Origin of the sequence: Halosimplex litoreum, from assembly GCF_016065055.1 — an archaeon.
GTDB lineage: Archaea > Halobacteriota > Halobacteria > Halobacteriales > Haloarculaceae > Halosimplex > Halosimplex litoreum.
Genome location: NZ_CP065856.1, coordinates 3,500,006 through 3,513,566, shown reverse-complemented (window position 1 = coordinate 3,513,566; position 13,561 = coordinate 3,500,006). Strand labels below are relative to the sequence as shown.

General features: G+C 69.8%; 13 protein-coding genes. 3 read left to right on the top strand and 10 right to left on the bottom strand.

Features of this window, described 5'->3' with window-relative positions:
- Nucleotides 1-7: 7 nt before the first annotated feature.
- Complete coding sequence (locus I7X12_RS17485; protein WP_198061304.1) at nt 8-1,042, bottom strand: deoxyhypusine synthase; 1,035 nt, start codon at nt 1,040-1,042, stop codon at nt 8-10.
- 141 nt (nt 1,043-1,183) lie between these two features.
- Here I7X12_RS17485 and I7X12_RS17480 point away from each other — a divergent pair, with 141 nt between their 5' ends.
- Together I7X12_RS17480 and I7X12_RS17475 are read left to right on the top strand one after the other, a co-directional pair.
- Nucleotides 1,184-2,773 (top strand): succinic semialdehyde dehydrogenase, encoded by a 1,590-nt coding sequence (locus I7X12_RS17480; protein ID WP_198061303.1) that lies wholly within the window; start codon nt 1,184-1,186, stop codon nt 2,771-2,773.
- Between the two features lie 2 nt (nt 2,774-2,775).
- Nucleotides 2,776-3,852 carry an SDR family oxidoreductase gene (locus I7X12_RS17475; RefSeq protein ID WP_232342899.1) on the top strand — a complete coding sequence of 359 codons (1,077 nt, stop codon included), beginning with the start codon at nt 2,776-2,778 and terminating at the stop codon, nt 3,850-3,852.
- 34 nt (nt 3,853-3,886) lie between these two features.
- Here I7X12_RS17475 and I7X12_RS17470 read toward each other — a convergent pair whose 3' ends face one another.
- Nucleotides 3,887-4,462 (bottom strand): SprT-like domain-containing protein, encoded by a 576-nt coding sequence (locus tag I7X12_RS17470; protein ID WP_198061301.1) that lies wholly within the window; start codon nt 4,460-4,462, stop codon nt 3,887-3,889.
- Between the two features lie 41 nt (nt 4,463-4,503).
- Nucleotides 4,504-5,691 carry a redox-regulated ATPase YchF gene (locus tag I7X12_RS17465; RefSeq protein ID WP_198061300.1) on the bottom strand — a complete coding sequence of 396 codons (1,188 nt, stop codon included), beginning with the start codon at nt 5,689-5,691 and terminating at the stop codon, nt 4,504-4,506.
- 202 nt (nt 5,692-5,893) lie between these two features.
- On the opposite strand from I7X12_RS17465, the gene I7X12_RS17460 reads away from it, so the two are divergent.
- Nucleotides 5,894-6,553, top strand: coding sequence for a hypothetical protein (locus I7X12_RS17460; protein WP_198061299.1), 660 nt, complete (start codon nt 5,894-5,896; stop codon nt 6,551-6,553).
- 132 nt (nt 6,554-6,685) lie between these two features.
- Here the strand turns inward: I7X12_RS17460 and I7X12_RS17455 are convergent, their stop codons facing one another.
- The 7 genes from I7X12_RS17455 to I7X12_RS17425 all read right to left on the bottom strand — a co-directional run bounded on the left by I7X12_RS17455 (nt 6,686) and on the right by I7X12_RS17425 (nt 13,515).
- Nucleotides 6,686-8,131 (bottom strand): RtcB family protein, encoded by a 1,446-nt coding sequence (locus I7X12_RS17455; RefSeq protein ID WP_198061298.1) that lies wholly within the window; start codon nt 8,129-8,131, stop codon nt 6,686-6,688.
- 88 nt (nt 8,132-8,219) lie between these two features.
- Nucleotides 8,220-8,987 (bottom strand): Nif3-like dinuclear metal center hexameric protein, encoded by a 768-nt coding sequence (locus tag I7X12_RS17450; RefSeq protein ID WP_198061297.1) that lies wholly within the window; start codon nt 8,985-8,987, stop codon nt 8,220-8,222.
- A 96-nt stretch (nt 8,988-9,083) separates the two neighbouring features.
- Nucleotides 9,084-10,100: a hypothetical protein gene (locus tag I7X12_RS17445; protein WP_198061296.1), complete on the bottom strand. Its 1,017-nt coding sequence runs from the start codon at nt 10,098-10,100 to the stop codon at nt 9,084-9,086.
- 95 nt (nt 10,101-10,195) lie between these two features.
- A complete protein-coding gene (gene speB / locus I7X12_RS17440; RefSeq protein WP_198061295.1) occupies nt 10,196-11,002 on the bottom strand; it encodes an agmatinase in 807 nt (268 codons plus the stop codon).
- Nucleotides 11,003-11,014: 12 nt separating this feature from the next.
- The gene (locus I7X12_RS17435; protein ID WP_198061294.1) at nt 11,015-11,392 is read right to left on the bottom strand and encodes a translation initiation factor IF-5A; all 378 of its coding nucleotides are present in this window, start codon (nt 11,390-11,392) and stop codon (nt 11,015-11,017) included.
- A gap of 99 nt (nt 11,393-11,491) precedes the next feature.
- Nucleotides 11,492-13,153 (bottom strand): ABC1 kinase family protein, encoded by a 1,662-nt coding sequence (locus I7X12_RS17430; protein ID WP_198061293.1) that lies wholly within the window; start codon nt 13,151-13,153, stop codon nt 11,492-11,494.
- Nucleotides 13,154-13,161: 8 nt separating this feature from the next.
- Entirely contained in the window at nt 13,162-13,515 is a 354-nt protein-coding gene (locus I7X12_RS17425; protein WP_198061292.1) for an Hsp20/alpha crystallin family protein, read from the bottom strand.
- Between the last annotated feature and the right edge of the window lie 46 nt (nt 13,516-13,561).

Below are 13,561 nucleotides of genomic sequence, written 5' to 3'. Positions count from 1 at the left end.
GAAGTCGTTAGCGGTCGCCTTCGCCGTCCGCGATCCGTTCGCGCGCAGCGGCGACGACGAGCGGGAGCGTGATCGTCGCGTCGGCGTAGACGGAAGCGTTGCGAGCGGCCTTCTCCAGTTTGCCCCACGAACGCGCCTCGTCGAGCGTCGCACCGGACAGTCCGCCCGTTTCGGGGGAGTCCATCGTCAGCTGGACGGCGTAGTCGTAGGCGTCCGGTGCGACGAGCATCGTCTGGAGCGTGTAGTTCTTCGGGACGCCCCCACCGACGACCATGGCGGCGGCCTTCTCGGCGTCGAACGCCTGGTCGGTGATGGTCGTCATATCGGAAAGTGCGTCCAGCGTGAACTCGCTCGTCTGGGAGTACATCCACGCCTGGAGGCCGAGCACGGAGTCCTGCACCGCCGGGCAGTAGACCGGCACGTCGTGCTCGTAGGCCGCGGCTGCGACGCCAGCGCCCTCGTCGACGTCGTCGGCCTCGTTCACCTCGGCGTTGGCCCGCCCGAGTTCCTCGGTGAACCGCTGGATACTCACGGCGCCCGACTCCTCGCATTCGGCTTCGAGCGGCGGGAACACCTCCTCGCGGAGGTGCCCCTCGAACAGCGCGAAGTGCTCCTGGGGAAGGTAGACGTTGTAGATGCGGTCGACGCCCTCGTCGCGCAGGCGCTCGTCGTGCTCGCGCTCGGTCTTGCCTTCGGCGTGGACCTCGCCGTGGTGGTGTTTGCCGCCGATGGCTTCGATGGCGTCGTGGGTGAGGTTCGCGCCGGTCGTGACCAGCGCGTCGACGTGGCCGTCGCGGATCAGGTCGGCGACGATCCGGCGCATCCCGGTCGGCACCATCGCGCCCGCGAGGCCGAAGAAGTTGGTCACGTCGTCGTCACCGAGCATCTCGGCGTACACGTCGACGGCCTCGTGGAGCGCGTTCGCGCCGATGCCGGCCGACCCGTACTCGTCGGCGAGCGCGCCGACCGTCATACCCGCTCGCGCCTCCGCGTGGCCGATCGGGTCGTGCTCGAACGTCTCTCGGGGCGTCTCGTCGGTCATTGCTCCACCGTCGGCCGGCCGCGCGTTTCAAGGCCGCGATCCGGAGCGGGCCGTCGCGGCCGGACGACGGACCGGGAGACCTGCGACCCACGGGCCCCGCTCGCGGGAAACACCGAAATGTGTGGCTCCCTTGCTACCGCCATGAGTCGTTCGAAGGTCGAGTCGGTGCTGTCGACAGGTCGCCAGGGCCGCCTGCGAACGGGCGTCACGACGGTCGACGACCGCGCCCCGCTCGACGTCCGCTCGCCGGTTACCGGTGAGTCCGTGGGTACCGTCCCGTCGTGTACCGCCGAGGACGTGGCTGCGGCGGTCGAGGCGGCGAGCGAGGCACAGCGGGAGTGGGCCGCGACGCCCATCGCCGAGCGCGCCGACGTTCTCCGGCGGTTCGCCGACGCGGTGACCGCGACCCGCCCGGACCTGCTCGATATCGTCCAGGTCGAGACCGGCAAGGCGCGTTTCGACGCGTTGGAGGAGGTCCTCGACCTCGTCGCCACGGCCGACTACTACGCCCGCGAGGGCCCCGGCCACCTCGAACCGACACGGCGGACGGGCGTGGTCCCCGGGCTCACCCGCGCCGTGGAACACGTCGGCCCGGTGGGGGTCGTCGGCTGTATCTCCCCGTGGAACTACCCGCTCACGCTCGCCGTCTCGGACCTCCTGCCCGCGCTGCTGGCCGGCAACGGCGCCGTCCTCAAGCCCGCCGAGGCGACCCCCTTTTCCGCGCTCCGAGCGGTCGAACTCCTCGAATCGGCGGGGTTGCCCGAGGGTCTGCTCCAGGTCGTTACCGGCGACGGCGAGCGGCTGGGCGAACCGCTGATCTCGCGGGTCGACCACTTGCGGTTCACCGGCAGCACGGCGGTCGGTCGCGAGGTCGCGGCGCTGGCCGGCGAGCACCTGATCGACGCCTCGCTCGAACTCGGGGGAAAGAACCCCGCCGTCGTCCTCGACGACGCCGACCTCGCGAAGACGGTTCGCGGACTGGTCAACGGCTCGTTCGCCAACGCCGGGCAACTGTGCATCGCGACCGAGCGCGTCTACGTCGACCGCTCGGCCTTCGACGAGTTCCGCGACCGGTTCGTCGCCGCGACCGAACGCCAGTCCCTCGGCGTCGGACTCGGCTGGGGACCCGACGTGGGGTCGCTGATCGGGGACCACCAGCTCGACACCGTCGAGTCGCACGTCGCCGACGCCCGCGAGCGCGGCGCGACCGTCGAGACCGGCGGGCGACGACGCGATGACGTGGGTCCGTGGGTCTACGAGCCGACGGTGTTGACCGACCTCCCCGAAGAAGCGACAGCGGCGAGCCAGGAGACGTTCGGCCCCGTCGTCTCGCTCGTCCCCGTCGACGGCGTCGACGAGGCCGTCGAGCGGGCCAACGACACCGACTACGGCCTCCACGCGAGCGTGTGGACGGGCGACCGTGCCCGCGGCGAGCGCGTCGCTCGCCGGATCGAGGCCGGGACGGTCTCGGTGAACGACGGGTACCGGGCGATGTGGGCCTCGACGGACGCGCCGATGGGCGGCGTCGGCGACTCCGGCGTCGGTCGCCGCCACGGCCGCGAGGGGATCCGCGACTACACCGACTCGCGGACGGTCGTCACCCAGCGCGGCCATCCGCTCGCGTTCCCGGACGCGGTCCCGAACCGCCTCGCCGCCGCGGCCGCGACGGCGACGCTCGGTCCGCTGCGCTGGCTCCGGAACCGGTCGCTTCCCGGTCCGTGGGGGGAGTGACGGTGCGACTGCTGACCGGCTTCCCCGGCTTCCTCGGTTCCGCGCTCGTCGAGCGGCTGCTCGAACGGAGCGACGAACCCGTCGCCTGTCTCGTGCAGACGCAGTACCGCGATGTGGCCGCCCGACGGGCCGCCGCCCTCGCCGACGCCGCGGGCGTCCCGCGGGATCGGATTCGACTGGTCGAGGGCGACATCACCGACCCCGACCTGGCCGTCGACGACTACGACCGCCTCCGGCGCGAGACCCGGGTCGTCTACCACCTCGCCGCCGTCTACGATCTGGGCGTCGCGCGACCGCTCGCCGAGCGGGTCAACGTCGACGGGACGCGCCACGTCCTCCGGCTCGCGCTCGGCGCCGACGTCGACCGCTTCCACCACGTCAGCACCTGCTACGTCAGCGGCCGCTACGACGGGGTCTTCACCCACCGCGACCTGGCCGTCGGCCAGTCGTTTCACAACTACTACGAGGCCACCAAGTTCGAAGCCGAGCGACTCGTCCGGGCCGCGATGGCCGACGGGCTCCCGGCGACGGTCTACCGTCCCGCCATCGCCGTCGGCGACAGCCGAACCGGGGAAACCCAGAAGTTCGACGGGCCGTACTATCTCCTCGAACTGATCCTCCGACAGTGGCCCGTCGCCGTCGTGCCCGTTCCGCTGCGCCCCTCGGCCCATCGGCTGAACGTCGTCCCCCGAAACTTCGTCGTCGACGCACTGGCCGCCATCTCCGCCCGCGAGGACTCGGTCGGAGAGGTCTACCAGCTCTGTAATCCGCATCCGCCGACGATACGCGAACTCGTCCGAACGCTCGCGCGGGCGGCCGGTCGCCGGGCCGTCCCCGTCCGCGGGACGACGAAACTCGCCCGCGTCGCGACCGAGCGGGTGCCGACAGTCGCCGACGGACTGGGGGTCGAGCCGGCGGCGCTCTCCTACCTCTCCCAGCCCACCACGTACACCGACGAGAACACGCGTCGCGCGCTGGCCGAGACGAACGTGCGGTGTCCGCTCTTCTCGTCGTACGCCGACCGCCTCGTCGCGTACGCTCGCGAGCACCGCGACGAGGACGCGGGCGCGATGGTCTGAGCGAGCGCCGACAGCTGCGGTCGCCCACGGATCGCTACTCGACGGCCAGCGCCGCCGAGCAACACGACGACCGGTACTCCTCCGCTCGCCGGACGATCTTGCAGTCGCGGTAGCGGCGAGCGACCAGCGCGTCGCACTCCCCACAGCGGAGGACGTACTTCGCCTCGGCGAACGTCTCGCAGTGGACCTCCGTGTCGAGTTCCCGCGCGCGAGTCTCGAACGCCGGGCCGTGACCGGTCGTGCCGCAGCGCTGGTACTGTTCGAGGTGGACGAGTTCGTGCCGCAGCGTCGACTCCCACTGGGCGCGGTCGAAGGCGTCGAAGGCGTCCCAGGTCAGCGAGATCGTCGCCGAGAACGGCCGCCCGTCGGCGACCCGACCGCCAGCGGCCTCGGCGCGCTCCCAGTCGATCGGCGTCCCGACCTCGGCTTCGGGGATCTTCGGCCGTTTGACCGCCGCCGCGCGCCGTTTCGACCGCGTCGAGACCTCCCACTCGACGAGGTCGAAGCGCACGTCGACGAGCCACTCCCGGCGAACGTCTTTGCAGTAGGCTCGCGACCACGCGAGGAGGTCCTCGTGGGTCGCGACGTCGTCGTACGACGGCGTCGTCACGTTGTCACCGGTGAGGGCGCACGGTCTCTTGAATCGCTCGCTCAGTTCGTCGTCGTGATCTCGACCACGTCGCGGTGGTCGAGCTCGGTGTCGGCGGCGACCTGCCGGCCCGAGCGGATATCCGTCGCGTGGAGGAACCCCTCGCCGATGTCGGTGTGCAGGAAGTACGCGAAGTCCTCGGCGGTCGAACCGTCCGGGAGGACGAAACAGTCCTGGAGGAACGTGCCGTCCTCCTGGGGTTTCTCCGCGCCGGGGAACACGGCGATAGCGTCGAGCACGTCGAACAGCGCGGTTTCGAGCGCACGCTGGACGCCGGTGCCCTCGTACTCGGTGACGAACTCGCGGATCTGTTCGAGCCCTGCCTCCTGCTCGCCGCTCACGTCGTCGACGATCTCGAAGTCCGAGTCGCCGGGGCGGTAGTCGACGACGCCCTGCTCGTCGGCGGACTTGAGCGCCTTCTCGGCGTGAGCCGAGACGGGGACGAACGTCAGGTGGTCGTAGTCGTCGTCGCTCGTGATCTCGTCGTAGTTGTCCTGGGCGACCGGCTTGTCCATCTTGTTCGCGGCGACGACCATCGGCTTCGTCCGCAGGCGGATCTCGCGGGCGAGCGCCTCGCGGTCCGACTCTTCCCACTCGTCGGGGTCGAGATCGAGGCCCTGCGAGAGGATGACCTGCTTCATCGCGTCCTCTCCGATACCGAACGCGCTCATCTGCTCGGCCAGGTCGACCTCGATGTCGCGATCCTGGCCGTGATACCCCGAACTGTACCGCTCGATGCCTTTCTCGAGGATGTCGAGGTACCACATGTCAAGTTCCGCTTCGAGGAAGTCGATGTCCTCGCGGGGGTCGTGGTCCTCGGTCGCCTCGCCCTCGATGTCGGTCTCGCCGGAGAAGTCGACGACGTGGACCAGGACGTCGGTCTCGTTCAGGTCCGAGAGGAACTGGTTGCCCAGCCCGCGCCCCTCGTGGGCGCCGGGGACGAGGCCGGCCACGTCGACGAGTTTGGTCGGGACGAACCGTTTGCCCGCCTCGCAGTAGCCCGTGTTCGGCGTACAGGAGTGGTCGAACTCCGGGGCGGCGCAGTCGACGCGGACGTACGCCTCGCCGACGCTCGGGTCGATCGTCGTGAACGGATAGGCGCCCTCCGGCACGTCGTTCATCGTCGCGGCGTTGAACAGCGTCGACTTGCCCACCGAGGGCTTGCCGACGAGTCCGATGCGGTAACTCATTGCCCGCAGTATCCGAGCGTCGGGCTAAAGCGTTTCCAATCGAATACGTCCGATCGCCGGTTTTCGGCCGTTTCGAGCGTCGTGCGACAGTTTCACACTGTACGTATCGGGTGAGGGGTAGTACCACGGCGGCCCGCGGCGCACGGGTCGAATCGGTCGGTGTCCCCGGAAGCCTATACCGGTCGAACCGGAACCGGGCGGTGTGCGACGACGAACGGTCCTCGCTTCGCTGGGTGCCTCGGCCGCGCTCGCCGGCTGTCGAACGGTGGGGTCGCCGGAGCGGACGGACTCGGAGACCGAGACCCAGCCGACCTGTGAGTCACCCGAGCCCCGCCGCGTCGAACTCGCGGGGTCGGCGACGGCCTCCGACGAGGCACAGTTCTCGGCGACCGTCACGATCGAACGAGGACGGTCGACCGCGGAGGCGCCGGCGCGGGTGACCGTCGGGTTGGGAAACGACGGACCGGACCGCGAGATCGACGTCATCGACGACGGTCGCTGCCACATCCTGAACCGAGGGGCGGGCCGGAGCGAGCCGAACGGGCTCTGGCTCTACCGGGTGGGCGACGCGCCGACCGACCGCGCTGGCGAGTGCTGGACGCGCGACCGCCCGCCGCGCGACAGCGTCGGCTTCGACGGCTACGGCTGCGGACGATACCCCTTCGAATCGGACGATACGGTCGCGACCACCTACGAGGTATGGGACGACTACACGGTCGACGGTTACCTTCGACCGGGGACCTACCGGTTCGACGCGTCGGTCGCGCTGTGGGACGAAGCCGCCGAGGAGGAGGGGACGGACTCTGGCCCGACCGTCGTCGACTGGTGGTTCGAACTGTCGGTCTCGGCCGACGGCGAGTGATACTCGGCAGCGGCGTCTCGATACGCGGCTGGAACCGCGTCGATGCGACCGTCGTTCGTGAGCGGATCGTCCCGCTGATAGAACGGAACCGCGTCGACTGACGGACCGCCGCTCCGGTGTCCGATCCGGCGGTCAATCCGTGGCCTTGAGATTGTGGACGACCTCGAGCCGGTCCTCGACTTCGGCGGTCGGGGCCAGCGCCGCGGCGATGCGCTCGGCGGACTTGTAGGCCATCGGGGCCTCGTCCAGCGTCGCCTCGCCGACCGACTCGGAGTAGATCCCGTCCATGGCGTCGGCGAACGCATCGACCGACAGCTCCTCGTGGGCTTGCCGCCGACCCATCACGCGGCCCGCGCCGTGGGGTGCGGTCCGGTGGTACTCGTCGTTGCCCTTCCCGCGGGCCAGCACCGACCCCTCGGCCATGTTGAACGGCACGACCAGTCGCTGCCCCTCGCGGGCGGGCGTCGCGCCCTTCCGGATGGTCAGATCCTCGAAGTCGATGTAGTTGTGGACCGACTGGAACCGCTCGACGGGCTCGACGCCCAGCGTCTCGCAGATGGCGTCGCTCATCAGCTCCCGGTTCCAGCGGGCGTACTGCTGGGCGAACAGCATGTCGACGTGGTAGCCGTGGGCCTCCCGACCGTCGAGGTAGTCGAGGTCGCTGTCGCGGCCCGTCTCGGGCCGCAGGTCGCCGAGCGTGTCGAAGACCTCCTCGATGCGGCGCCCCTCGAAGTCCGCGCGGATGCGGTCCTTCCGGAGGTGGGACTCCCCCTTGCCGCCGGTGACCCACTCGAAGCAGTCGGCGTCGGCGACGGTCTCGGGGTCGGACTTCAGGTACTCGGTCAGTTCGTCGGGAACGGCCTCGCGGATCGCGTCGGTGTTGCGGTAGCTGTTGGCCCTGTGCTGCCAGTACTCGGCGACGGCCTTGCCGAGGTAGCGCGACCCGCTGTGGAGTACCAGCCAGTAGTCGCCCGACGCCTGTGCGCGGGCGAACTCGACGAAGTGGTTGCCGCCGCCGAGGGTGCCGGCGCTCTCGATGACGTAGCCCATCCCCTGGGCCTGGTCGGCGAGGACGCGCTCGCACAGCGACTCGAAGTAGTCGCCGTCGTAGCCGTCGAAGTCGAACTCGATGGGGTCGACGGCGCGGTCGAACCGGTCGCGGTAGGCCGTCTCGAAGCGGTCGAACACGTCGTCGGCCCGCTCGAAGGGGAACCGCTCGACCAGGTGGGGAGCGTCGTCGTAGTCGTGGACCGACCGCCCGGTCGGGACGGCCTCGCGGACCAGGCGCTCGCGCTCGTCGTGTTCCAGCGGTAGTTCGGGGCCGAGGTTCGTCGCGGCCATCCCGCAGCCCACGTCGACGCCGACGACGTTCGGGACGACCCGGCCGGCCAACGGCATGGCGAAGCCGATCGGCGCGCCCGCACCCCAGTGCGTGTCGGGCATGATCCGGACCGGCTCGGTGAACGCCTCGTGGTCGACGAGGTCCCGGATCTGGGACAGGCAGTTCTCCTCGACCAGCGACTCGTCGTCGACCATCACGCGCGCCGTCGTCGACGCGCCCTCGACCTCGATAGGCATACGGCCCGGTCCGAGGCGGAAGGGTTTGAGAATACCGGTGGCCTGCGATCCCCTCGCAACCGTCGTCGCGCAACCGGGGTCGACCCGTTCAGAGCCCGGTCGGGTGGTCGACGTACGTCGTCTCCAGGCCCCACTCCTCGGCGAGGTCCTGCAGCGCCTGCACGCCGAAGGTCTCGGTGGCGTAGTGGCCGCCGAGGAAGACGTTCACGCCGGCGTCGCGGGCCTGGTGGTACACCTTCCCTTTCCCCTCCCCGGTGACGAACGCGTCGACGCCGGCGTCGATGGCTTCTTCGAGCCAGTCGGCGCTGCCGCCGGTGACGACCGCCACGTCCTCGATCTCGTCGGGCCCGAAGGCGAAGTGCTGGACGCCCTCGCCGCCGGTGTCCAGCTCCGATTCGAGCAGCGACGCCAATCCGTCGGGCGAGAACGGCTCCGGGGCCCGTCCGCGCTGGCCGATGGTGACCGGGCCGATCTCGCCGAACGGTTCGCGGGCTTCGAGCCCGAGCAGGTCGGCGACGCCGGCGGCGTTGCCGAGGTCGTCGTGGCCGTCGAGCGGAAGGTGCATCGCGTACAGCGCGAGGTCCGACTCGATCAGGGGCGCGATGCGGTCGTAGTCGAGGCCGGTGACGCGGTCGATGCCGCCCCAGGAGAGCCCGTGGTGGACGACCAGGAGATCCGCGCCGCGGTCGAGTGCCGCGTCGATCGTCGCACCGGCGGCGTCGACGGCGAACGCGACCGTCTCCACGTCGGCCTCGTCGGGACCGACCTGGAGGCCGTTGGCGCTGGCGTCCACGTCGGCGTACTCGCCGGGCGAGAGCCGCTCGTCGTAGCGCTCGCAGACTGTCGAGAGGTCCATGCCCGCCCGTTCGACCGAGGCGCCCCTATTCGTTGTGGGTTCGGAAAGCGCGTCGAAACGTGACGTTCGGAGCAAAGGGGGACCGTGGCGCCGATGTCAGGGGTCGCCGCCGTAGAGCTGCCCGTTCTCCTCGCGCAGGAGGTCGTGCTCGACCGCCAGGTCGATCACCTTCTCGCAGTCGCTCTGGGAGACCTGGTAAGCGTTGGCCGCAACGGTGACGAATTCGGCCTTTTCGACCGGGAACTCGCGGTTCTCCAGCAGGCGCATCACCTTCGTGTTCTCCAGGCGGCTCATCGAGACGCGGTGGTCGCCGCCGCTCTCGCCCGAGTCCGACCCGTCGCCGGACGACCCGCCCGACTCGTCGGCCGACCCGGCGTCGCCACCGGATTCGTCCGACGGGGTCTGGGCGGATCCGTCCGAGGACCCGTTCGCCAGCGGATCGCCCGTCGACTCGGCGGTCGAGCCGTCCGTTCCGGCGGAGCGAGCGTCGTCACCGTCGTCGGAGAACGCGTCGCCGGTCAGCGACCTCGAGTCGGTGTCGTCCTCCTCGTCCTCGGCGTCAAAGGAGCCTCCGGTGAGCGACCCCGTCTCGGTCGGGCCGTCGTCCTCCTTGCGGAAGCCCGCGCCCCGCGAACGGGTGTACTTGCGCGCTTTCGACTCGCCGTCGCTGTCCTCGGACTCGCTCTCGGAATCGGACTCGTCGTCGGCCGCGCGGTCGTCGCCGAACTCCATGTCCGAGGCCTCGGCGGCCTCCTCGGCGGTCGGCTCCTCGTCGCCCAGCGGCGACAGGATCTCGTCGTCGTCGCCGAGCGTCGATTCGATGTCCCCCTCCGAGGCGCCAGCCCCAGCCGTCGAGTCGCCCGAACCCGTCGATCCGTCCGAGCCCGCCGCCCCCCCTGAGCCGGACCCGGCGGTGACGTCACCGGCGTTGGCTTCGACCGCGTCGACGACGGTGTCGAGGACGGCGTCGAGCTTCCGCCGGCAGGTGCGACAGAGGACGACCGTCTTCTGAGTCTCGGTCCCCGGGTGGAGCGCGGCGGGGACCACGGGATGCTCTTCGAGCGTGGCGTCCAGGGCGGCGCCACAGAAGTAACAGGACGAGAGTCGGTCCATGCCCCCACCGTGTATCTCGGCCGACGTAAAACAGTCGGTGCCGACGGTCGGAGCGGGCCGCGAACCGGCGGCGGGAACGGCCCGATTCGCACCCCCTATCGATCCGCCGCGTGACTGTAGACGAACGCCCGCAGGAGCTTCGCCGCCAGGGTCGCCGCCTGGCCGTCGTCGCGGTCGTTGACCTCGACGACGTCGAACCCCGCCGCGTGCGGGGCGACCTCGCGGACGACGCGCCGCCCCGTCCGCGGTTCGATACCGAACGGTTCCTTCGTCCCCGTCCCGGGCGCGTAGGCCGGGTCGAACCCGTCGATATCGACGCTGAGGTAGGCCGACTCGTCGGCGTCGAAGTCGGGTTCCCAGTCGGTCACTTCGGCTGGCGGTACGACGCGAACGTCCGCTTCGCTCGCCCGGTCCCACTCGGCCTCGCTCCCGGTGCGCGCGCCCAGGATCACGGCTCGGTCCGCCACGTCGAGGGCGTGGCGAGTGACGGTCGCGTGGCTGAGCGGGTCGCCGGCGTACGACTCCCGGAGATCGAGGTGGGCGTCGAGACAGACGAACACGTCGGGGTCGACCGCGCGGACGCCCGCGACGGTCACCGTGTGCTCGCCGCCGACCAGCAGCGGGACCGCCCCCTCCTCGCGAAAGTCGGTGCAGGCCCCGCGGAGGAACGTGAGATACTCCTCGGTGTCGGCGGTGGGGCCGATATCGCCGTGGTCGTAGACGGCCAACTCGGAGAAGTTCCGGTCGGTGTGGTGGTCGTAGTCGTCGAAGGCCTCGGCGTACCGCCGGACGCGGTCGGGGCCGAAGCGGGCCCCGGGCTCGAACGAGGTGGAGGCGTCGAGCGGTGCGCCGACGAGCGCGTACGCTGCGTCGGCCCGCGCGGCGGCCGCGCCGGGGAACATCCTACTCGGGCCTCAGACGATCTTGCGCTGGGACTCCATCTCGAGGTACTCGATCTCGTCGTCGGGTTCCATCGAGACCCCGTCGGGGAGCGCGAGCGTGAACGTGTCGAACGTCTCCAGGTCCATGACCTGCGCCTCGTCACCGCCGGAGGTCGAGACGACCTGCCCCTGCTTGCGGTTGATGATCGGGACGCGGATCTTCGCGTCGACCGGCTGGGAGAGGTTGCGCTTCTTGCCGTCGAAGACGCCCTCGGCCTCGACGCGAGCCTTCGCGCTGCCGTGTTTGCCGGGCTTGGCCGTACTGTAGGCGTTGATCTTGCAGGCTACGTCGTCGATCATGACGTAGCTGCCCTCGTCCAGATCGCGGACCTCGACCTGCTTCGTTGCCATACCGCGGCGTAAACGAGCGACCGGTATAAACGGTACGGAACGTCTCCGCCCCGGAAATCCAGGCGGTTCGACCCCACCGCTGCACTCTCCAGGCCGTCACTACCGTTCGCGGTCGCCTTCGCGCATGCTCTGTCGGGTGAACTGCGGCTGGGCGCGGATGCCTTTGCGGTCGCGGAAGGAGAGAAACAGGAGCAGCCCCACGAACACCGTGAAGCCGACCGCGACGGCAGCGGCCGTGAACTGCTCGAAGGCGACGAGGACGGCCGAGGAGAAGACGGCGCTGGCCAGCACCATCCCGTAGATGAGCCGTTTCGCGATCCGATCGAGGAGGCTCTGGGAGTCGCGGATGTCGACTTCGACCTGCAGGTCCTCGTTGATGGCCTGGTCGAGCACTTCCTCCAGTTTCGGCGGCGTCCGCACCGCGGACTTCGTGGCCTCCTGGACCTCGTCGACGCGGTCCTCGACGTACTCGCGAGCGGTGTCGGCGAGGAAGCCCTGCTCGCGGAGATAGCCCGTGGCCACGTCGATGAAGTCGAAGTCCTCGTCCAGCGTCACGCAGACCCCTTCGACGACGGTCGCGACCCGGAGGACGAGCGCGAGGTTGGCCGGCAAGCGGAACGGGAAGTCGTAGATGGTGTCCTCGACCTGCTGGACGATCTGCTGGACGCGGTACTGCTCGATGTCCTCCCCGCGGGCGTCCGCGATGGCGAGTTCGAGCACGTCGGCCATCACTTTGCGGTCGGCTTCGGGCGAGAGCGTGCCCATCTCGACGAGCGTGTCGAGGATCGCCTGGATGTCCTGGTCGGCGACGGCGACGTAGAAGTCGACGATCTTGTCCTGGATGAACGGGTCGACGTAGCCGCTCATGCCGAAGTCGTAGAAGACGAGCGTCCCGTCGTCCTGCACCGCGAGGTTCCCCGGATGGGGGTCGGCGTGGAAGACCCCGTCCTCGATGATCATCTGGAGGTACGCCTCCTGGAGGGTCTCGGCCAGTTCCGTCCGGTCGAGGTGGCGGTCGTCCAGCTCGTCGATGTTCGTGATCTTCGTGCCCGGTACGTACTCCATCGTGAGCACCTGCTTCGTCGACCGGGCCTCGTCGACCTCGGGGATCCGGAGCCGTGGGTCGTCGGCGAAGTTACCGCGGATCTCGGTGAGCATCTCCGCTTCGCGGCCGTAGTCCATCTCCTCGCGGATCGTTTTGTCGAACTCGTCGGCGAGCGTCTGCAGCGAGAACGAGCGCGACTCGTCGACGAAGTACATCAGGATCGGGAGCGACCAGCGGATCACCCGCAGGTCCGACTCGATGAGGCCTTTCACGCCCGGCCGGCGCACCTTCACCGCGACCTCGCCGTCCTCGGTCGTCGCGTAGTACACCTGGCCCAGGCTGGCCCCGCTGATGGCCTCGGTGTCGAACTCGTCGAACGCCTGCTCGACCGGCCCGACCTCCGATTCGAGTACTTCGCGAGCGCGCTCCCAGTCGGCCGGCGGGACTCGATCCTGTAGCTCTTCGAGCTCCTCGATGTACTCCGGCGGGAGCACGTCCGGCCGCGTCGACAGCAGCTGGCCGAGCTTGATGAACGTCGGCCCGAGCGTCAGGAGCGTGTCCAGCAGGACCCGCGCTCGCTCGCGGCGGGTCTCCGAGGAGACCGACCGACCCCTGCCGAAGAAGAGAAACCGGTTGCGGTCCCGCGTGTACGCGACCAGCAACGGCAGAAACTGCCACGTGACGACGACGAACCGCCAGTAGGCGCGTGGATTCACGTGAATGGCTACTCGTCGATCGGGATCTGTGTCTCCGGCGCGGCCTCCGCCTTCGGCAGTTCGAGTTCGAGGACGCCCCGGTCGATGGAGCCGGCGGCGCCCGCGCCGGTCACGCCCGGCGGGAGCGGCAGTTCGACGTCGAGAAACAGCGAGCGCTCCTCCGAGACGTAGTCGAAGTCGGCGGGCACGTCCTTCTCGCGGCGCGCCTCGATGCGCAGCCGACTGCCTTCGACCGCCGCGTCGACCGTCGCCTCGGCCGCGCCCGGCAGGTCCAGCACCAGCAGGTACGCGTCGTCGCTCTCCAACACGTCCGCGAACACCGCGTCGGGCAGGTCTCGGAGCGCATCACGCAACGTTGACATAACCGTGGCTAAGGATGCGACGGCGTTAAACCCCGCGGTCGCACCC

Excerpts from the sequence above, each read along its gene's own strand:
- I7X12_RS17485 (WP_198061304.1), bottom strand. The coding sequence starts at position 1,042 with ATGACCGACGAGACGCCCCGAGAGACGTTCGAGCACGACCCGATCGGC.
- I7X12_RS17480 (WP_198061303.1), top strand. The coding sequence starts at position 1,184 with ATGAGTCGTTCGAAGGTCGAGTCGGTGCTGTCGACAGGTCGCCAGGGC.
- I7X12_RS17465 (WP_198061300.1), bottom strand. The coding sequence starts at position 5,691 with ATGAGTTACCGCATCGGACTCGTCGGCAAGCCCTCGGTGGGCAAGTCG.
- I7X12_RS17455 (WP_198061298.1), bottom strand. The coding sequence starts at position 8,131 with ATGCCTATCGAGGTCGAGGGCGCGTCGACGACGGCGCGCGTGATGGTC.
- I7X12_RS17450 (WP_198061297.1), bottom strand. The coding sequence starts at position 8,987 with ATGGACCTCTCGACAGTCTGCGAGCGCTACGACGAGCGGCTCTCGCCC.
- I7X12_RS17445 (WP_198061296.1), bottom strand. The coding sequence starts at position 10,100 with ATGGACCGACTCTCGTCCTGTTACTTCTGTGGCGCCGCCCTGGACGCC.
- speB (WP_198061295.1), bottom strand. The coding sequence starts at position 11,002 with ATGTTCCCCGGCGCGGCCGCCGCGCGGGCCGACGCAGCGTACGCGCTC.
- I7X12_RS17435 (WP_198061294.1), bottom strand. The coding sequence starts at position 11,392 with ATGGCAACGAAGCAGGTCGAGGTCCGCGATCTGGACGAGGGCAGCTAC.
- I7X12_RS17425 (WP_198061292.1), bottom strand. The coding sequence starts at position 13,515 with ATGTCAACGTTGCGTGATGCGCTCCGAGACCTGCCCGACGCGGTGTTC.